18 protein-coding genes and 1 riboswitch are annotated in these 20,546 nt (G+C 40.3%); of the genes, 11 read left to right on the top strand and 7 right to left on the bottom strand.

Features of this window, described 5'->3' with window-relative positions; translation table 11 throughout:
• The first annotated feature begins 72 nt into the window (after positions 1-72).
• Positions 73-1,674: a GMC family oxidoreductase gene (locus tag ACRRSQ_RS15235; RefSeq protein WP_440876619.1), complete on the top strand. Its 1,602-nt coding sequence runs from the start codon at positions 73-75 to the stop codon at positions 1,672-1,674.
• A gap of 221 nt (positions 1,675-1,895) precedes the next feature.
• On the opposite strand, the gene ACRRSQ_RS15230 is transcribed toward ACRRSQ_RS15235, so the two are convergent.
• Positions 1,896-3,692 (bottom strand): acyl-CoA dehydrogenase C-terminal domain-containing protein, encoded by a 1,797-nt coding sequence (locus ACRRSQ_RS15230; protein WP_440876618.1) that lies wholly within the window; start codon positions 3,690-3,692, stop codon positions 1,896-1,898.
• Positions 3,693-4,114: 422 nt separating this feature from the next.
• Complete coding sequence (locus ACRRSQ_RS15225) at positions 4,115-4,540, bottom strand: DUF3010 family protein (RefSeq protein WP_440876617.1); 426 nt, start codon at positions 4,538-4,540, stop codon at positions 4,115-4,117.
• Between the two features lie 148 nt (positions 4,541-4,688).
• On the opposite strand from ACRRSQ_RS15225, the gene ACRRSQ_RS15220 reads away from it, so the two are divergent.
• Together ACRRSQ_RS15220 and ACRRSQ_RS15215 are read left to right on the top strand one after the other, a co-directional pair.
• Positions 4,689-5,414 (top strand): SDR family NAD(P)-dependent oxidoreductase, encoded by a 726-nt coding sequence (locus ACRRSQ_RS15220; RefSeq protein ID WP_440876616.1) that lies wholly within the window; start codon positions 4,689-4,691, stop codon positions 5,412-5,414.
• An 11-nt stretch (positions 5,415-5,425) separates the two neighbouring features.
• Positions 5,426-6,364, top strand: coding sequence for an amidohydrolase family protein (locus tag ACRRSQ_RS15215; protein WP_440876615.1), 939 nt, complete (start codon positions 5,426-5,428; stop codon positions 6,362-6,364).
• Positions 6,365-6,400: 36 nt separating this feature from the next.
• Here the strand turns inward: ACRRSQ_RS15215 and cysK are convergent, their stop codons facing one another.
• On the bottom strand, positions 6,401-7,387 hold the full coding sequence (gene cysK / locus ACRRSQ_RS15210; protein ID WP_440876614.1) for a cysteine synthase A: 987 nt from the start codon (positions 7,385-7,387) through the stop codon (positions 6,401-6,403).
• Between the two features lie 165 nt (positions 7,388-7,552).
• Here cysK and ACRRSQ_RS15205 point away from each other — a divergent pair, with 165 nt between their 5' ends.
• Positions 7,553-8,011 carry an Lrp/AsnC family transcriptional regulator gene (locus tag ACRRSQ_RS15205; RefSeq protein ID WP_440876613.1) on the top strand — a complete coding sequence of 153 codons (459 nt, stop codon included), beginning with the start codon at positions 7,553-7,555 and terminating at the stop codon, positions 8,009-8,011.
• 78 nt (positions 8,012-8,089) lie between these two features.
• Here ACRRSQ_RS15205 and ACRRSQ_RS15200 read toward each other — a convergent pair whose 3' ends face one another.
• Both ACRRSQ_RS15200 and ACRRSQ_RS15195 read right to left on the bottom strand, forming a co-directional pair.
• A complete protein-coding gene (locus ACRRSQ_RS15200) occupies positions 8,090-9,274 on the bottom strand; it encodes a mandelate racemase/muconate lactonizing enzyme family protein (RefSeq protein WP_440876657.1) in 1,185 nt (394 codons plus the stop codon).
• A gap of 106 nt (positions 9,275-9,380) precedes the next feature.
• Positions 9,381-10,151 (bottom strand): class II aldolase/adducin family protein, encoded by a 771-nt coding sequence (locus ACRRSQ_RS15195; RefSeq protein WP_440876612.1) that lies wholly within the window; start codon positions 10,149-10,151, stop codon positions 9,381-9,383.
• 127 nt (positions 10,152-10,278) lie between these two features.
• On the opposite strand from ACRRSQ_RS15195, the gene ACRRSQ_RS15190 reads away from it, so the two are divergent.
• The gene (locus ACRRSQ_RS15190; RefSeq protein WP_440876611.1) at positions 10,279-11,112 is read left to right on the top strand and encodes an NRDE family protein; all 834 of its coding nucleotides are present in this window, start codon (positions 10,279-10,281) and stop codon (positions 11,110-11,112) included.
• On the opposite strand, the gene ACRRSQ_RS15185 is transcribed toward ACRRSQ_RS15190, so the two are convergent.
• The gene (locus ACRRSQ_RS15185; protein ID WP_440876610.1) at positions 11,107-11,283 is read right to left on the bottom strand and encodes a hypothetical protein; all 177 of its coding nucleotides are present in this window, start codon (positions 11,281-11,283) and stop codon (positions 11,107-11,109) included. The genes ACRRSQ_RS15190 and ACRRSQ_RS15185 overlap by 6 nt on opposite strands.
• 222 nt (positions 11,284-11,505) lie before the next feature.
• On the opposite strand from ACRRSQ_RS15185, the gene ACRRSQ_RS15180 reads away from it, so the two are divergent.
• The 4 genes from ACRRSQ_RS15180 (at position 11,506) to cobO (ending at position 16,689) form a co-directional block, all read left to right on the top strand.
• Positions 11,506-12,732, top strand: a complete 1,227-nt coding sequence (locus ACRRSQ_RS15180) for a threonine/serine ThrE exporter family protein (RefSeq protein WP_440876609.1) — start codon at positions 11,506-11,508, stop codon at positions 12,730-12,732.
• A gap of 24 nt (positions 12,733-12,756) precedes the next feature.
• The gene (locus ACRRSQ_RS15175; protein ID WP_440876608.1) at positions 12,757-13,437 is read left to right on the top strand and encodes a TetR/AcrR family transcriptional regulator; all 681 of its coding nucleotides are present in this window, start codon (positions 12,757-12,759) and stop codon (positions 13,435-13,437) included.
• Positions 13,438-13,657: 220 nt separating this feature from the next.
• Positions 13,658-15,718: a M13 family metallopeptidase gene (locus ACRRSQ_RS15170; protein WP_440876607.1), complete on the top strand. Its 2,061-nt coding sequence runs from the start codon at positions 13,658-13,660 to the stop codon at positions 15,716-15,718.
• A gap of 134 nt (positions 15,719-15,852) precedes the next feature.
• A riboswitch (adenosylcobalamin-variant (AdoCbl-variant) riboswitch) is annotated at positions 15,853-15,932 on the top strand.
• Between the two features lie 145 nt (positions 15,933-16,077).
• Positions 16,078-16,689 (top strand): cob(I)yrinic acid a,c-diamide adenosyltransferase, encoded by a 612-nt coding sequence (gene cobO, locus ACRRSQ_RS15165; RefSeq protein WP_440876606.1) that lies wholly within the window; start codon positions 16,078-16,080, stop codon positions 16,687-16,689.
• A 66-nt stretch (positions 16,690-16,755) separates the two neighbouring features.
• Here cobO and ACRRSQ_RS15160 read toward each other — a convergent pair whose 3' ends face one another.
• On the bottom strand, positions 16,756-17,739 hold the full coding sequence (locus ACRRSQ_RS15160; RefSeq protein ID WP_440876605.1) for a YeiH family protein: 984 nt from the start codon (positions 17,737-17,739) through the stop codon (positions 16,756-16,758).
• A gap of 276 nt (positions 17,740-18,015) precedes the next feature.
• Here ACRRSQ_RS15160 and ACRRSQ_RS15155 point away from each other — a divergent pair, with 276 nt between their 5' ends.
• On the top strand, positions 18,016-19,017 hold the full coding sequence (locus ACRRSQ_RS15155; RefSeq protein ID WP_440876604.1) for an ABC transporter substrate-binding protein: 1,002 nt from the start codon (positions 18,016-18,018) through the stop codon (positions 19,015-19,017).
• 31 nt (positions 19,018-19,048) lie between these two features.
• Complete coding sequence (locus ACRRSQ_RS15150) at positions 19,049-20,326, top strand: diguanylate cyclase (RefSeq protein WP_440876603.1); 1,278 nt, start codon at positions 19,049-19,051, stop codon at positions 20,324-20,326.
• The last annotated feature ends 220 nt before the right edge of the window (positions 20,327-20,546 follow it).

Raw genomic sequence — 20,546 nt, 5'->3', positions numbered from 1 at the left:
TTCCATACAAGGCTTGTATTATTTTTATTCGCAATTACACTGACTCAATAGTGGTTATTTTTAGGTAAGCTTATGAATAAATATGATTTCATTATCATAGGAGCAGGCTCTGCTGGTTGTGTTCTCGCCGATAAACTCAGTCAGTGTGGTCGTTTTCAAGTATGCCTTTTAGAGGCCGGTTCAAAAGATAAGCATTGGAGCATTCACCTGCCAATCGGTATTGTCGACCTGATAAAAAATAAGCAACTCAATTGGCAATTTAACTCAGCTCCCGAGCCAAGCCAAAATAATCGACGAATATTTAACCCTAGAGGGAAAACTCTCGGCGGCAGTAGTTCAATTAACGCCATGCTATATACCCGAGGGCAAAAGCAAGATTATGATCATTGGGCCGCTTTAGGTAACAGTGGCTGGTCGTTTGAAGAGGTTCTCCCTTACTTTAGAGCAACTCAACATCAAGAGCGAGGTGAATGTAAATATCATGGCGTTCATGGACCACTCAATGTTAGCGAGTCACGTTCAAAACCCGAGATTCATGATCAATTCATTCAAGCGGCACACGAAGCAGGTTTCCGGCTAAATAATGACTTTAATGGTGAAAACCAAGAAGGCGTTGGTTATTACCAAGTAACGCAAAAAAATGGTAAACGCTGTAGCGCAGCAAAAGCCTTTTTAACACCAAACCTGCAACGCAAAAACCTGACAGTAATCACAAATGCCTTGGTCAAACGTTTAATAATTGAAGACAAAAAGGTCATTGGCGTTTGCTACAAAAGCAAAGGAAAAACCTACCAAATTAACGCAAATAAAGAAGTGCTGTTAAGCGCAGGTGCTTTTAATTCACCGCAAATATTACTGCTTTCAGGCATTGGACCAGAAGCTGAATTGGCGCAACATAATATCGAGTTGGTTCACTGTCTTGATGGCGTTGGCGAGAACTTGCAAGATCACGTAGATGTTATTTCTGTGATTCGTCACCATAAGAGTGAATTATTAGCTTATCGCCCAAAAGCTGCTTGGTGGTTTACCAAAGAAGCGTATAAATACATTGCCAATAAACGCGGGCTGTTAACTTCTTCAGTCGCCGAATCTGGCGGCTTTATTAAATCTCACCCATCATTGTCACGCCCCGATCTGCAACTACACTTTATTCCTGCCGCGTTCGATGATCATGGCAGAAACCACAAAATGCTGTGTAATTACGGCATTGCATTGCATGCATGTTTATTGCGTCCTAAAAGTCGAGGTAAAGTATCGTTATACGGTAGTAGTCCGAGCTTGCATCCTAAAATTTCACTGAATATGTTATCAGACCCTTACGACCTAAACGTTATGGTACAAGCCGTCAAGATTTGCCGAAATATACTTGCGCAGCAACCTTTGGCTGAAAACAACGGCCAAGAAATATTCCCTGGTAATCAATGTCAAAATGACGAACAACTGGCTGAGTTTGTTAAAAATAAAGCGAATACCATTTATCATCCAGTAGGCACTTGTAAAATGGGTAATGATGAAATGGCGGTAGTAAACCATGAACTTAAAGTGCACGGCTTAACAGGTTTACGAGTTATCGATGCGTCAATTATGCCAACATTAATCAGCGGCAATACCAATGCACCGACGATAATGATTGCAGCTAAAGCGGCTGATTTGATCTTGGCAGATCATCTGTAAGCTAAAACAAGATACAAGTTGGAAGCTACAAGTTGAAAGTTGAAAGTTGAAAGTTGAAAGTTGAAAGTTGAAAGTTGAAAGTTGAAAGTTGAAAAAGTGCATTAAAGATAACGATATTGCAAAAAAAAATCCGCTATCATTGCTGATAACGGATTTTAAAATTCTAAGCGTTGAGTAGTCGAAATTATCTCAACAAATCGACATTAACCGCCTACCTTAAGTTAAAATTCAAAATGATCAGCATCTAGCGCCATCATAGAATCAACACCGTTTACAATACACGCATCATGCCCTTTGGCACGTGGCAACATGCGTTGGAAGTAAAAACGTGCTGTTGCAATTTTGGCTTGATAGAAGTCTTTGTCAGCATCACTTTGTTTAAGCTTTTCTTGCGCAACTTTCGCCATTTTCGCCCAAAAATAAGCTAAGGTCATATAACCTGAATACATTAAGTAATCAACCGATGCACCGCCAATTTCATCCGGATTTTGCATCGCTTTAGCGCCAATAGTCTCGGTTAGTTTTTGCCAGTCTTGTGCATAAGCCATAATCGGTTTGATGAATTCCGCCATCTCAGGATTTTGCGAATTTTCCATGCAGAACGCACCTACATCAGCAGCAAAGTCTTTTAGTAATTCACCTTTAGTGCCAAGTACTTTACGTGCCAGTAAATCGAGGGCTTGAATACCTGTAGTACCTTCGTAAATACAACTGATTTTAGTATCACGTAATAATTGCTCCATGCCCCATTCTTTAATAAAACCATGACCACCAAATACTTGGATGCCGTGGCTAGTACATTCAACCGCCATTTCAGTTAAAAATGCTTTGGCAATTGGAGTCAGTAAGGCAAGCTTATTTTCAGCTGCAACTTTTTTGGCTTTGTCTGATTCAGCATGACCAATATCAACAAGCTGCGCTAAATAAGCCACTAAAGCACGACCACCTTCTGCAATCGACTTTTGCGTAAGCAACATTCTACGTACATCAGGGTGAACAATAATTGGATCCGCAGGCCCGTCTGGGTTTTTAATACCTGATAAAGAACGCATTTGTAAGCGATCTTTGGCATAAGCTAATGCTCCCTGGAATGAGGCTTCTGCCGCTGCTGCACCTTCATTTGCTACACCTAAACGTGCCGCATTCATGAAAGTGAACATACAGTTAAGGCCGCGGTTAACTTCACCAATTAAGTAACCTTTTGCACCATCGAAATTTATCACACAAGTTGCGTTCGCGTTGATACCCATTTTATGTTCAATCGATCCACAACTTACGCCATTGTTTTCACCTGCTTCACCATTATCATTCACAGATAATTTAGGCACGATGAATAACGAAATACCTTTACTACCTTCTGGCGAACCAGGGATACGAGCAATAACAATATGAACGATATTGTCTGACATATCGTGTTCACCAGCCGAGATGAAAATTTTAGTACCAGTAATTGAATAACTGCCGTCATCATTTAATTCTGCTTTAGTGCGCAACATCCCTAAGTCTGTACCACAATGTGGTTCAGTTAAGCACATGGTGCCGGTCCAATTACCTTCAACCAATTTAGGCATGAACATTTGTTTTTGCTCGTCACTGCCCCATGCTTCAATTGTTGCCAGAGCGCCGTGGCTTAAACCAGGATACATGGCAAAACTGTGGTTTGCGGCAGAAGAGAATTCGCCAATAGCAGTATTAAGTGAATGTGGTAAGCCTTGACCGCCAAACTCTTCAGATTGTGAAAGCGTTGGCCAGCCACCTTCTACGTATTGTTGATACGCATCTTTAAAACCATCTGGCGTTGTTACTGTGCCGTCGTTAAAGGTACAACCTTGCTCATCACCAATTTGATTAAGTGGCGCAATAACTTGCTCGGTAAACTTAGCCGCTTCAGAAATAATCGCATCAACCATATCAATGCTCGCATCTTGATAACCAAGTTGCTGATAATGTTGTTCACAATCTAACAACTCTTGCATAACAAATTTCATATCTCGCACTGGGGCTTTATATTCTGGCATTTTTATTTCCTTTGCGACCGTAACTTAGTGGTCTGACGTCTAAACAATGTCAAGATTAAAACACGTGTTCGAATAAATTTAAAGGAAAAATTAAAACAAGCGTTTAATTTTTACTTCAAATAAAGATAAGCAATTGAATTTAAATAAAATAAATATAGGCCTATTTATCAAAACTAGCGTTTAAAGGGAATTCAACTTGGTTAAATATTGATTTTTATAAAAAATAAAACGTTAAAAACTAAAAAACCTAACCCGGTTTTACCCTGGTTAGGTTTTGTCTATCGTAACAACGACAGTTTGCTTTTATCTGTGCAGTTAAAGCGTTGCTTTATTGACTCGGTATTCTTTTAACTCAGTATACTTTTAGCTAGGTATACTTTTCGCTAGCTATATTTTTAACTAGCTACAAAATTAATAGCGACTTATTGGCTTTCAAAATACGCAAATACGGTTTGAAAAGCAGGCTCTTGATAGTTTCTTAAGCCAGTATCTCTAAAATCAATATTCACTTGAGAACGCGTTAGCGCTTTTTTAATAAAAGCACCTGATAAAATTTCTACCTGCAAATTATCAATCAGCTGAATCGCGGCTTCTAGCTTAAAACCAACTGGGCCGCCGGCAAATTTACCTTTTAACGCACGCCCTTTAATAACAACTTTTTCTACGTGATAATCTTCCATTAGCTTAGCAAATGTAAATTGAAAGTGCTTTACCTGCTCAGCATCGCCAGCATCAACCAAACTCACTTTTTGCACACGAATTTGTGGTATATCGTATAAACCATTTGCTTTAGACATAATGCAGACAATGGCGTCATTGCCTTTTAATTCAACACCACATATTTTCATCACATAAACCTCAATTTTTTAATTGGCGCTATTATAATACCAATTAATAAAAAGCTGCATGCTAATTAACAAATTAGCGCAAGAAAAATAGCACTTATTAAGCGCTAAAGGTATTATCAGCAGGTTTTCAACGATAAATGGTACAGCAATGACAAAAACATGTGTGATCACAGGTGGCAGCTCAGGCATAGGTTTGAGCATAATGCAGCTATTTTTAGCCAATAATTATCAAGTTTTTAATTTAGATGTAGCCGCGTCAACTATCGGCGAATTTAGGCAATGTGATGTAACTGACAGCAACAATGTGCAAAACATTATCAATGAGATTGCTGCGACCAACACTATTGATGTCTTGATTTCCAATGCCGGTATTCACTTTTCTGGCAATATTGAAAATACCAGCGACGAAGAGTTTCAACGCGTATTCGATATTAACGTTAAAGGCGCTTATGCCGCGGTAAAAGCTGTATTACCTGCAATGAAACAACAAGCTCAAGGTAGCATTATTTTAATGGCTTCAGAGCAAGCGCTAGTCGCGAAAAGAAATTCGTTTGCTTACAATTTAAGTAAAGCATCGCTTGCCTCTATTGCTAAAACAACCGCGCTCGATTATGCGCAATTTAATATTCGCGCCAATGCTATTTGCCCTGGCACAATTGAAACGCCGCTTTATCATCAAGCCATAGAAAAATATTGTAAAAAATCTGGCGCAGATATTAATGAAATACATCAAGAAGAAGCTCAATTACAGCCACTTGGTCGTTTAGGTCAGCCTGAAGAAGTGGCCGAACTTGCATTATTCTTGGCTTCTGATAAAGCGAAATTTATCACTGGAAGCTTGCAAGTTATCGACGGCGGTTATACTACGCAATAACGGTAAGTAATATGAAAATTATCGATCCGCACTTGCACTTATTTAACCTTGAACAAGGCGAATATGCTTGGCTGTATAACGACAATATCAGTTTCAACGGCGACAAACGCATTATTGTGCAAAATTTTAATGAGCAAGATCTTCATTTAACAACACCGCTGCAATTAGCAGGCTTTGTGCATATTGAAGCAGGCTTTAATAACAAACAGCCTTGGCAAGAACTAAACTGGCTAAACCAACATTGCCAACTGCCCTATCGCAGTATTGCCTTTATCGACTTAACCTTAGCGCCTAAGCCCTTTAACCAACAGCTTAAACAATTATCCGCTTTTAACAGCTTTGTTGGAATTCGTCATATTTTAGACGAGGACGCACTTGATATACTCAACCATCAATACTGTCAGCAAAATTTAATTGCGTTAAACGAACAAAAATTAATTGTCGAGCTGCAATTATCGTTACAAGATTCTGCAGCGGTTGATCGCCTAATTGCACTTGCACAGCAACTTCCAGCACTCACTTTTATTATTAATCATGCCGGCTGGCCGCCAAATGAAGATGAAGAAACAAGTGTCAGTGTAAATGAAAGCGAAGGCAACGCCGAATTTGCTTTATGGCAAAGCAATTTAAAAAGAATGAGCACAATAAAGCAATGCGCAATAAAGTGCTCAGGTTGGGAAATGATGACAAACAGCAAGGTAGCGCTTTCCTTACCGATTTCTGTGGACAAGTACGATAAGTTAACGGCAAACATCGTCGCTGAATGTCTAAATGCCTTTGGCGAGAATCGTGTAATGCTCGCCAGTAATTTTCCACTTTGCTTGTTCAGGCAAAGTTTTCAGCAATTGTGGCAAAGTTACCAACAATTGCCGCTAAGCGCTGAGCAACTCACTAAACTAACCTTTGCCAACGCGGCTAACTGGTATCGACTTAACGAATTAGCTAGCTAGCGTTTTAGCAACCTAACAGCTCGCTATTTTAAAAGCCTAAGCAAATAATTCAGTGCTGAAATAACGCTCAGCGTTATCGGCTAAAATGGTGACAATATTTTTGCCTTTAAATTCTACGCGCTGACCGATTAACATCGCAGCTTTTAGTGCTGCACCCGATGAAATACCAACTGGTAAGCCTTCTAAGCACGCAATATCTTGGGCAAAACTCACCGCATCTTCATTCGATACAGTCACTATGTCGTCGATTAAATCTCGACGCAAAATAGCAGGCACATGGCCTGAACTTAAGCCTTGAATTTTATGAACTCCGCTGCGACCTTCTGACAATACTGGGCAAGACGCAGGCTCAACTGCGATAATTTTCACCTCTGGGTTATACGCTTTTAACGTTTCTGCTATGCCCGATAACGTGCCGCCGGTGCCAACACCTGCCACCAACACATCAACCTTACCTTGGGTATCGGTCCAAATTTCTTCTGCGGTGGTTTTAGCGTGCATTTGCGAGTTAGCAAAATTACCAAATTGATCCAACATAATGGCATTTTCTTGAGCTTCGATCATTTGCTTAGCTTTATCAATGGCACCTTTTGTACCTAACTCTTTTGGAGTAAGCACTAACTTAGCACCATAATGTTTGATCAGTTTTCTACGCTCAACCGACATGTGCTCAGGAATAACAATAGTTAGTGGAATTTTTTTCAATGCGCAAATCCAAGCACATGCCACGCCATTGTTACCTGAAGTCGCTTCAATGATTTCGGTTTGCTCGGTAATGCGACCATCAGCGATCATTGCTTCGATCATCGCTAAGGCCGGGCGGTCTTTTATTGAACCGGCGGGATTAAAAAATTCAACTTTCGCTAAAATATTTGCCGGCACGTCGAGTGCCTGTGCAAAACGACTCAGTTTAACCAGCGGCGTATTACCGATTGTTTGCGTAATATCGTCGTAAATTACACCACGACCATGAAGGTGAGTTGCTGTTTCAGTTGTTGATAGTTTTTCAGTCAGTTGATCCATTAATCTTCCCATTGTTATTTATCGTAATAATGAAAATATTATTTCATAACTTTTGCGAAATATTTCTGCGTAATTCGCTAGAAATACGACACTTATTAGAATAGAGTTCTAAAAGTAAAACTATTATTAAAAATTTAATCTACTCAAAATGACATTGGCGTTAACATGGATTCATTTGATAAAAAAATATTAACCTTATTACAACAAGACTGTACTTTGTCTACCGCAGCGATTGCCGAGCAAATAGGCTTGTCAACCACACCCTGTTGGCGACGCATTCAAGCCTTAGAAAAATCGGGCGTAATTAAAGGGCGCGTAGTTTTAGCCGATGCCGAGAAACTTAACGTTGGGCTAACGATTTTTGTCACGGTAAAAACCAATCAGCACAACCCTAAGTGGCTTGCCAACTTCGCTGAAATTGCTGAAGATTTTGACGAAATTGTCGAGTTTTATCGCTTAAGCGGCGATATCGATTATTTATTACGTGTGGTGGTGCCGGATATGAAAGCTTATGATAATTTTTATAAAAAGCTGATCACCCGCACCGACTTTTCAGATATCAGTTCAAGCTTTGCTATGGAAGAAATTAAATACACCACCGCCCTTCCGGTTGATTATATTTAGCGCCTCATCATTGCTAGCATCAATTTAAAAATAAAAAGGGAGCAGAAGCTCCCTATTAATATACCATGATAATTTTATCTACTTTAATGATTTCACGGTAACATTAGGTGAACGCTTAACCACGTCGTCATTTAATTCAATACCTATGCCCGGCACTTCCGATACTTGGAAAAAGCCGTTAACTGGTTGCGGGTCTTGAATACATAATTCTCGATTCCACGCTTTGGTGGCATAAGTGTGATGCTCATGAATTAAAAAGTTAGGGATCGCAGTTTCTAAGTGCAATGACGCTGCGGTAGCAACGGGTCCACCACACACATGGGCTTGAATACGAATGTCGTATACATCGGCATAATCACACACTTTTTTCGCCTCGGTAAAGCCACCACATAAACCGACATCAGGCTGTAATACGTCAATGCTTTGATCTTCAAAATACGGACGAACATCCCAGCGATGATATAAACGCTCACCGCCAGCAATCGGCACATTCACTCGGTCTGATACTTTTTTATGTACTTTTGAATTTAAGTAATTCACTGGTTCTTCGTACATCATACAGCCAACTTCTTCAACAACTTCGCCCATTTGAATGGCCGATGCCGCGCCCATTAATGAGTGCGATTCAAAAATAATATCAACATCTTCACCGACCGCATCACGAATAGCACGTAGTCGATTTCCAAATAAACGCATTTGCGGTTTAGTAAAAAGCTTAGTGCGATCAAATGATGAACTGCCATCTTTGTTATACACGATCGGGTCAACTTTTACCGCATCAAAACCTTCGGCTACTGCCTTTAATGCCGCTTGTGCGTATTCTTCAGGTTCGATCAGTTTTTTAATTTCGCTGTCCCAGTCAAACTGTAATTGGCTAGCATAAGTGCGTAATTTATCATTGACTTTTCCGCCCAGTAATTGATAAACCGGCACGCCTAACGCTTTACCTTTAATATCCCAAAGCGCGGTATCTATGGCGCTCATCGCTGAATATAAAACTGGCCCGCCGCCTAAGCCCCAAAAGCTTTCTCGTAACATTTTTGACCATAAAAGCTCGGTATTAAACGGGTTAAAACCAATAAGTACCGCTTCAGCAATTTCTTTGATCATCGCCGCCGCGGCGCTATGGCCCCAGTCGTAAGCAAGCCCTGCTTCACCAACACCACAAATACCTTGGTCGGTATGAATGCGAATAAAGACCGGATTCCACGGCGGGCGTTCAGGGCATTCAATATCAAAAATTTCAACATGGGTTATTTTCATCATTTTCCTTTTTCACCAATAAGCGAGTGATTAGTCATACTCTCGAAGGATATTTTCCCTCGATTATTGTTTTAAATATTTTCTGTCATCTATTGGGCTTATGTTACTAAGTCGCAAAGTTAGGATCGCTACGATAAACTCGTCGAAGCATTGCCGGCCACGATTTTTGCCCACCGGTGGTGCCGGTATGAACAATATTCGCTTGCGCTTTAATGCCATCAATAATGCTTTGCGGGGCGTAAACAGGTTTCATGCCGGTTGCCATTATTTGCAGTTGCGTTTGGCACGCTCGGGTTAGGTCGTACATATGCATAAATGCATCGCCAATCGTTTTACCTAAAGTTAATGCACCATGGTTTCTCAGCAGCATAAAATTAGCATTACCCAAATCGTTTTGCAGACGACGCTTTTCATCGTCGTTTACCGCTAAGCCTTCATAATCGTGATAACTTATTGAGGCCAAGGCAAACATGGCATATTGACTAAGCGGTAGTAAACCTTCTTCTAAACTGGCAACCGCAATCGTTTCGTTGGTGTGCACATGCAGCACACACATATCGTCATGGCGCGCTTGGTGAACGGCGCTATGGATGGTAAAACCTGCTGGGTTAATTTCAAACGGGCAATCAGGGTCAACAATATTGCCATCGATATCAATCTTTACAAGATTTGATGCGGTGATTTCTTCAAACGCTAAACCAAAAGCATTAATCAGCAAATGCTCAGTCCCGGGTATACGAGCAGAAATATGCGTATAAATTAAATCGTCCCAACCATGTAAAACCAATAAACGATAACACGCGGCTAAATCGACACGAGTTTGCCATTCAATCGCTGACACTTTATTTTTAAGTGATATTTGAGGAATTTCGAACACCTTAAACTCCTTAACATTAGGAAGTTTTACTGAATGAGCAAACTCTACCCCAAGCAAGGCTTTCTATAAAGACGAAGTTGAGCTAAGTTAGCACATTATTGATTTCATCTAGGTATGCCAAGACACTATGTGTATTTTGTTTTTTGCCATTGAGCAACATCCTAAATATCCGGTTATTATTTGCGCCAATCGTGACGAGTTTCATCAGCGCCCCAGTCAAAAAATGCACTTGTGGCCAGCGCAGCAAATATTAGCAGGAAAAGATTTAGCCGCAGGTGGCACGTGGCTAGGTTTAGATTTACAAGGCAACTTTGCCGCACTGACTAATTTTCGCCAAGGCGATAAACTTGACGCGAGTAAGAAATCCCGTGGCGACTTGGCATTAAAAGCACTTGAAATACTTGGCGCTCCCAGTGACCCCCCAAATAAGCTCAGCCAGTTTAGCCAAGCATTAGAAACAAATGCTGAGCAATACAATGGCTATAATTTAATTTATGGCCCCCTGCAGCAACTAGCTTGCTTTGACAGCGTCAATAAACGTCATCATAAATTATCGGCAGGATTTCATAGCATATGTAATGGCGCACTCGACGATATTTGGCCGAAAATGGCACGTGGTCAGCAACAACTTGAACAGCTAATTTTAACTCATGCAGAGCTACCAATTGAGCAACTATTCACGCTGATGACTAACCCAAGTCAAGCTGAGCCTGAGCAATTACCAAGCACAGGAATAAGCCAAACATGGGAGCAAATGCTAAGTTCAATCTTTATCGTATCACCTGAATATGGCACCCGCACAACAACACTTATTACTTTATCTGATAAAGGTGAGGTGACAATTTATGACCGTAGTTACACGCCTGAAGGGGAAGTGACTCAACCGCAAAGCTTTGTAGTGACGCCAAGCCTTAAGCAATATAAAGCCGTTAGTAGTATCGGCGATAACAAGGCGTTATGAAACAGCGAGTTTAATAATGGCGGTAATGAGTAAAACAAACACTAAAATTCGCGTAATTTTAGCATATTTGGATTGTTGTTGATTATCCATCGGCGTGCCAAAACGCTCACTGAGGATCACCATCAAGGCAACACCAGCAAACACCGATAATAAAATAATTAATAACGTCATATTATAAACCTACGCACACTCGACAAAATTTAAACAAAAACACAGCAAAAAAGCCAGTTAACCGATAATACTGGCAACTAACCCTACCATAATTTTACAAATTGGCGCGATTATTTCATTTAGCTTACATGTATTTAACACCCAAATATTGCGATAATAGCTATTATTAGTATTTATCTGTTCAGCCGTCACTCGGCGACTACTTTAGAGTTTCAACAATATATGAGCCCAACAGCCCAATTTCTTGAAAAAAGACGTTTTATTATCAGGCTTGGCAAAGCATTGCATAAATTTGGTACACCGGCGTATCGTTTAGAAGCACACCTTGAAAGTGTTGCCAATTTATTGCAACTGCACGGAAACTTTATTATCAGCCCAACAGCCTTAACCTTTGTCTTATCTGAAGGTGACGAGCAGCAAGAATATACCCATTTAGCGAGGGTTAACCCAGGGGAAATTGATTTAGGCGCCTTAGCACGTACTGATGAATTAGTTGATGAACTGGCATCGGGTCAACGCACCTTAGCCGAAGCGATTGAGCGACTAGACGATATCGTCACCAAACCTGCCCCTTATGGCAGACTATTAACCTTTATCGCTTTTGGCTGTTGTAGTGGCGCCTTTGCCATGTTGATGAATACTAGCTGGCAAGATATTTTTTGGTCGACACTATTAGGTTTTATCGTTTGCATTTACGTATTTTGGGCTGAGCGTTCAAAGCGTGTTACCGATATGCTAGAGCCTATTTCAGCGATTACTTCGGCGTTACTTGCCTCGGCAATTACTTTAATTGATCCCGGCATTAATGTGCCACTGGTTATCTTATCAAGCATTATTGCCTTTATTCCGGGTTTAGCACTTACCTTAGGTTTGTCAGAACTTGCCTCTCGCAACTTAATTTCAGGCACGGCACGCATCATGGATGCGATCATGGTGTTATTTAAGCTTTATTTTGGCGCACTGCTTGGCGTCACCTTAGGGCAAATATTCTGGGGAAACATTACCTATGTTGCGCCTGAAATGATCCCGCAATGGGCGACTTGGCTCGCGGTTACTATATTATCCGTGTGTTTAATTATTTTATTTAAAGTCAGAGTAAAAGATGCCCTTTGGGGCTTAGTGGCAGGTTACGTCGCTTATGGCGCCTCATTATGGGGTGCACATTATTTAGGTGCCGCACTGGGCGCATTTGCAGGTGCGTTTATTTTAGGCATTTATGGTAATATCTTTTCTCGGGTGATGAATTTACCGTCGAGTATTGTTAAGTTATTAGGCTTAGTTGTCTTAGTGCCCGGCAGTAAAGTCTATATGGGCTTAAATACCTTAGTCACTGGGCAATCTATTATTCAAACAACCGATTTAGGTTCACAAACATTTTTAATTTTTATGTCGCTAGTGGCAGGATTAATTTTTTCTAATGTTGCATTACCGAGTAGAAAAACACTTTAATATACATAAATTAACTTAGCGCTAATGATGAATAACACCGATAAAAATAAAAACAGCAGTGAAAAAAGCCATAACAAAAGCATTGGTAAAAGCAATGAAAAAACCAAGGCTAAGTATCATCACGGCAGCTTGCAAAGTACCTTAGTGAGTGCCGCAACTAAGATGATTGAAGCAGATGGCATCGACAACTTATCACTTAGAAAATTAGCGCTTAGTGTCGGTGTTTCAAGAACCGCTGCTTATCATCACTTTACCGATAAAAACGACCTATTGTGCGCAGTTGCCGCGCAAGGTTTTATGGCGTGGAAAGCAATTGAAGAGCAAGTATTTAACGATCAATCATTAAGCAATGAACAACGCTATCGCCAGTTTTTCATGCGTTACATTCAGTTTGCCGCCGAAAATCCGTCGGTTTACGATTTAATGTTCGGCCGCACTATTTGGAAAGATGCCACCAGTACACAATCGCTACGAGACGCCGCCTACCCGAGTTTTCAATACCAAGTTGAAATGACCAAAACTTGGCAGCAACAAGGTATTTTGCCCGCTGATGAAAACTCATTACGTTTAGCACAAGTCACTTGGGGCACTATGCACGGCATTGCCCGTTTACTTATCGACGGAATATACGCAGACAGCCACAATATTGATGAAATGTGTGAATGTGCCCTCAACCTTTTTCTCAATCAAAGTAAAAGCCAATAACCACAAGCGTAAAAATCTTTGTACAACCAAGTCCCTAGCAAATGTAAATAGATGTAAACAGATGTTGCTAGCGCTGGCAATTACATTGCACACTCCTTACTATTTAAACGTTTCGACATCTACCTAAATTCGCTTAGCACAATCATTAGCGAACTAGACACAAAAGCTAGATGTTTTATTAATTAACAATAACAACGACAAATAAACAAGTGGGAATATCATGAAAACATTGATCACCGGTGCACTTTGTTCATCGCTGCTACTTGTGGCTGGCTGTAATACAACAGAACAAGCGCCACAAGCACAAATTCAACCTGTTAAAAAAGCGTTAGTTTCTGGTATTGAAAAAGCTAACATGGACATGAGTGTTCGTCCGCAAGATAACTTTTATCGCTACATTAATGGTGGCTGGTTAAACGCCACAGAAATTCCGGGCGATAAAACGGCCGTCGGTTCTTTTTATGACTTACGTGACGATGCTGATGATGCGGTAAAAGCAATTATTGAAGAGTTAGCAGGTCAAACAAACTTAGTTGAAGGTAGCGACGAACAAAAAGTGGCTGACCTATTTCGTTCATTTATGAACAGTGAAGCGCGCAACCAAGCAGGTACGACGCCAATTCAATTTATTTTTGACGATATCAACCAACTCAAAAACAAAGATCAATTAGCCAGTTTTTTTGGTAAATATCAAGCCGCAGGTGTGAATAACCCACTAGCGTTTTACATTAACGTTGATGCCAAAGATTCATCTCGTTACGCCACGCATATTTGGCAAAGTGGTTTAGGCTTGCCAGATCGTGATTATTACTTTAATGAAGCTGAGCGCTTTGTAAACATGCGCGAGGGTTATTTAGCACATATCGAAAATATGTTTAACCTTGCCGGCGTTAAAGACGGTAAAGCTGCTGCAGAAACTATTCTAGCAATGGAAACTGAGCTCGCGGGTTACCACTGGACTCGTGTACAAAGTCGTGATAGCGAAAAGCGTTACAATAAATTCCAAGTGAGCCAATTAGCTGAATTAGCAGGCGACTTTAATTGGTCAGCTTACCTTGATGCTCAAGGCGTGGCTAAGCAAAAAGACATTATTATTAACCAACCTGATTTCATTGAAGGTTTTGGTAAAGTTTTCGCTAAATCTTCTTTAGCTGACTGGCAAACTTACTTAACGTTTCATACCTTAAGTGCCTATGCGGTTTATTTAACTGAAGAAATTGATAATGAGAATTTTGATTTCTATTCAAAACAGCTCAATGGTCGCCAAGAGCAACGCCCACAATGGAAGCGCGGTGTAAGTGTTGTTAATAATAACCTAGGTGAAGTTATTGGGAAAATCTACGTAGGTCGTCATTTTAAACCTGAAGCGAAAACTCGCATGAGTCAGTTGGTGGAAAATTTGCGTAGCGCTTATGGCGCAAGCATTGACGAGCTTGAGTGGATGGGCACAGACACCAAAGCTGCAGCGCATGTGAAATTAGCGGCATTTACTCCTAAAATTGGTTACCCAGATAAGTGGCAGGATTACTCAAAATTAACGATTTCAGCAGATGATTTAGTTGGCAACATTGTCCGCTCTGGCATGGTGGGTCATCACAAAGAAGTTGAAAAATTAGGTGGTCCAATTCAAGATTGGGAATGGGGTATGACACCACAAACCGTTAATGCTTATTACAACCCAACCGTGAATGAAATTGTATTTCCTGCAGCAATATTACAACCACCATTTTTCAATATGGCAGCAGATGACGCAGTAAATTACGGCGGCATTGGCGCGGTAATTGGCCATGAAATGGGCCACGGTTTTGATGACCAAGGCAGTAAGTACGATGCCGACGGCAACCTAAGAAATTGGTGGACAGAGCAAGACTTAGCAGAATTTGCTAAGCGCACCCAAATACTTGTTGAGCAATACGCGGGTTACGAAGTATTTGAAGGTTTACATGTTAATGGTGAGCTAACCTTAGGCGAAAACATTGGTGATTTATCAGGTGTTACTATCGCATATAAAGCCTATAAAGCCTCTTTAAATGGTCAAGAAGCACCAATTATCGACGGTTTAACTGGCGATCAACGTTTCTTTATGGGTTACGCGCAAATCTGGCGTTCAAAATTTGTAGAGAAGGCGATGCGCAACCGCGTGGCAACTGACCCACATTCACCGGGTGAATTTAGAGCCTTAGGTTCTTTATCAAACATGAATGAATTCTACCAAGCCTTTGACGTAAAAGAAGGTGATGCCATGTATATTGCCCCTGAGAAACGCGTAAAAATTTGGTAATTAAGCACTAGGTTTTATCGTTAATCGCAATGTAAAAAGGGCCAACAGGCCCTTTTTTATCAAACAATTTTTATTGTTTTGCGCTGCTATTAACGACAAGGTAAACTGGTGCAGTTTAATTGCCGTTAAAGAATTCGGTGATTGACTCGCAGGGGAAAATGGTGAAAGTCCATTGCTGTTCCCGCAACTGTAAAGCCAGAGTACCTGCCGCCAAAAGCTAAGCTAAATGACTAAGCTAAAAAACAATTAGATTAAATAGATATTCGTGCGGGAAAACACGAAGAGTGTCTGAATCAAAATGGTCCAGCGCACTACTTTCGCTCCTACATTGGTATCCTTAAAATATTAAGGCTCCTCTTATGACAGACAAAAAATCTCTTTCTAGTGAAGAAAAGCACCAACAACGCATGCAAAAGCTCAAAGACAAAATTGATGCAAAAGTTGACTCAGCAACCGAAGAACGCGGCATACTTATTGTTATTACTGGTAACGGTAAAGGCAAGTCAACGTCGGGTTTTGGTACAGTAACTCGTGCGGTTGGCCACGGTTTAACCGCTGGCGTTGCGCAATTTATTAAAGGCCAGTGGGATAGCGGCGAACGTAACTTATTAGAAAAAAATGGCGTAACTTTTCACGTAATGAATACCGGCTTTACTTGGAATACCCAAGATAAAAGTAAAGATATTGCTGCTGCAACCGCGGTTTGGGCTGAAGCTAAGAAAATGTTAGCCGACGATAGCATTGATCTGGTTTTATTAGATGAACTGACTTACATGTTGTCGTACAAATATCTAGATTTAGACGACGTGCTAGACGCAATAACTAATCGCCCAGTTAACCAGCATGTGGTTGTAACGGGGCGTGCTTGTCATCGTTCATTACTTGATATTGCCGACACCATCAGCGAAGTTCAACCAACGCGCCACGCCTTTAATGCTGGCATTAAAGCGCAAAAAGGCATTGATTGGTAACTAACTGAAAAGTCGAACGTTACACACCTTAAGGTTCGACTTTTTCTGAAACTATGATTGTCTTGTCTATAAGCAATACAAAACGCCCAAGATGATCAACACCGCAAAAAATAGCGTTTCGCAGGTCAGTAAAAATATCGGTTTCCAGCCAACCGACAGCACTTGAGCTAACGAGGTTTTAATACCTATTGCGACCATAGCAATGACAAGAAACCATTGAGATAATATTTTAATCACATCAACCAAAGCGGTTGGTAACAGTCCTAAATTATTCACTAACGCCAAGACAAAAAACACCACTAAAAAGCTTGGTATAAAGCTGCTAACGCCTTTCTTGCTACTTTGTCCTTGCCCTTTGAATAGCCAAAAAATGATCATCACAATCGGCAATAATAAAGCAACACGCATTAGCTTAATATACATCGCAATATCGCCAGTGGTTTCTGAAACCGAATAACCGGCACCTGCAACTTGGGCAACATCGTGAATAGCGCCGCCAAGAAATACGCCTGCAAGTTGATCTGATAAACCTAGCGTAGTTACCACAATCGGGTAAAAAATCATCGCCATCGTGCCGAGCGCGGTAATACTGACAACGGTTAATGCAAAAAACTTTTCAAACTGCGCGTTTTTAGGCAATACCGTTGATATAGCCGCTGCCGCAGATACGCCACATATTGCCACTGCGCCACCCGATAACACACCAAACGAGGTCGGTAATGACAATAATCGAGCAAGCACAACCGCAAAGCCCATAGAAACTATCATAGATGCAATAATCAACAATGGTGCTTCAAAGCCTAAAGACATGACATCAGCAAAGGCTATTCGCACTCCCACTAAAGCCACTGCCATTCTCAGCAGCGCGGTTGAACAAAATGCAATACCCGATTGTAGCTTTGGCGAGTGAAATAAAAAATGCAATGCCAAGCCAAGCAGCAGTGCCAGTAGCATAACAGGTGCTTGATACGTTGATGCTAATACCTTAGCAATCGCCGCAACCAATACGCATAAAGCGATACCGTGTATGTGCACTTTAAAAAACGACATCAGTTTTAAAATCATCTTAGAAAATTTATTTAAAAGAAAAGTGTTTCGCGAATATTGTCAGTGTAACTAAAGCCATCAATAAAAAATATAACTTCCTTGCCAGCTTGCCAATCTACAACGATGAATTACACAACCACATTGACCTCTTAATTAACTTAAAAAATCATCAGTTAATAGCATTTACCTTAGTGAATTTTGAATATCCGACTATATTGTAATATGCGGGCTTATTATTAGCCTCAAGCTAACGTCAACTCATGAAAGGATGCACAAGCGTTGAAAAAAAATTGGTTTATTAATTTAGCACTCATGTTAACCATCATTTTTACCGTAGTTATTTTTATTAGCTATGAAACTCTTACCGAAAAAAAGGTAACAGAAGTCTCAGTTGCTGTGTCCAGAACGCCCCTGTCAGCCCCTTTTTATATTGCCCAAGAGCAAGACTTTTTTGCACAAACCTGCGTTTCTGTGAATATCGTTGATGTTTATGGCGGCAATAAAGCCTTTGAGGAAGTCATTGACGGCAACGTAGACTTTGCCACCAGTTCAGATACCGTGCTCGCCTTTCAAAGTTTGAACGATCTTAAATTTGTCACCCATGCAACCTTTGTGCAATCGGATAATGATGTAAAACTGATCACCCGAGCAAACGACAATATTGGTTCTGGCAAGGATTTAGTCAATAAACGTATTGGTGTTATTCGAAGCAGCGCCAGTGAATATTACCTCAGTATTTACTTAGCGTTGGCTGGGCTATCATTTGATGATATTCAGTTAATTTATTATTCACCAAATCAACTACTCGGCGCATTTCAAAATAATGAAGTAGACGCAATAGTGCCCTGGGAACCCTTTGCATTTAAAAGCATTCAGCAATTAGGTGATCAGGCTCAGTTACATAAAACTAAAAACATTTATACGTTAACCTTTAATTTAATCTCGAAAGAGCTCTATACCAATGAGCAAATCGACCAGGCGAAATGTCTATTAGATGGCTTAAGCTTAGCGATAGATTATATCGCTTCCAAGCCTAAACATGCGCAGCAAATTATTCAAAAGAAACTGCAACTATCACCCGAGTTTATCAGTTGGACATGGCCTGATTATATTTTTAAACTCAATCTAAATCGGTCATTGTTGTTAAATATTGAATCGCAAGCCAATTGGGCAATAAAATATAAAATGACCAAGCAAACACAGTCAACCGATGCTAATAATTTCATTGATAGTCGAGCACTTATGCAAATTAACCCGATGGCGGTCAATATACGCCCTTAATTGATAGCCACCAAAAAGCGAAATGAGCGTTATGATAAAACTTGGATTAAAACAACGTATTCTATGTTTTAGTATTTTTGCAGGAATTATTTTTGTTTGGGTGATAAGCCATGTGCTTTTTTCTTGGGATACCATTAATACCGCGTTAGAGCGCGACAATTACGCCAGACAAATAAGCACTCATACCGACCATATCGCGCAAGCTGTCATTATCGACCAATTTTCCTATTCGCAAGGTAAAAAAAACACCTGGTTAGATCACCATAGCCAATTAAGTCGTTTACTTGCTACGCCACCACCTTTAACGCCTGCACAAAAAACCTTGCAAAACAGTATTGATAGCCAAAATAACAGCATTAAAATTCTCTACAATCACCTACAAGGCGAGTTACTCACCAAAGATATTAGTGAACATCTGCTCAGTAAACTGGTAACACAAATAGAGTCAATTAAAGCGGATAGCAAACAATTGTCGTTAATTGCGCAATTAGACATTGTCTCTACCATTAAAAAAGCGATATTTTTAAGCATTATTTTATTAACCGTTGCAGCCAGTATTTTATTATTTGGCTTATTTCGTATCGCCAATATATTCACTGTTTCACTGATGGAGCTGCAACAAGCAATTGAAAAAAACCATAGCGGCAACTTTCAAGATGTTAAGCTTTCTTATGATTTTCCTGAAACAAGGATGATCGTCAACAAGTTCAATAGCATGAATAAAGAGCTTAGCGAAAATACGATTACCTTAGATGCATTGCAAAAAGCAGTAGACGAGCGCACCCATGATTTAACAGAGCTGTCAAACACAGATGCATTAACCAATGTTGCCAATCGCAGAGCATTATTCCAACGCGGCAATATTGAGTTTTCTCGAGCAACAAGGCAAAACACAGATCTTACCGCCGTTTTACTCGACTGTGATTTCTTTAAGGAAGTTAATGATAAATATGGTCATTTAATCGGCGATCAATTACTTATCCACCTATGCAAAATTTGTGCGGCGGAGATTCGAGATATTGACTTTATCGCACGCTATGGCGGCGAAGAATTTTTTTTACTGCTGCCCAACTGCAATACAAATGACGCGTTCGATATTGGCAAGCGCATTCAAAAATCGTTAGCAAACTCCCCACTACGCGTAGAAAACGAAGATGTTTTCATCACCGTCAGTATCGGAATTACCAGTCATACCAAAAAGCACAAAAACTTTGAACAGCTAATCAATGATGCCGATAAGGCAATGTATATTGCCAAGAACAAAGGCCGCAACCGCATTGAAACAACACAACCAAACGCTCTGCACTAAACGTTAAACAGAGCAAGTATCATATTGCCTTTAAGTAATGGCTCATAAAAAATAGTCATCATAGTATATTGCGCAAAGCACATGATTTTGCTTTGTTTTTAACTGCATTTATCAATGGATTTTTATTAAATAAAAGGTGTACATTTATCTACAACTAGGTGATATTATCGGCTAGTAGGAAATTCGGCTTAGACCGAAAGCTGTATTCAATGGCTCTTGG

Origin of the sequence: Thalassotalea sp. PLHSN55, from assembly GCF_052030545.1 — a bacterium.
In the GTDB taxonomy this organism is placed as follows: Bacteria; Pseudomonadota; Gammaproteobacteria; order Enterobacterales; family Alteromonadaceae; genus CANMXU01.
The sequence above is the reverse complement of the archived record's forward strand: the minus strand, read 5'-3'. Positions and strand labels throughout refer to the sequence as shown.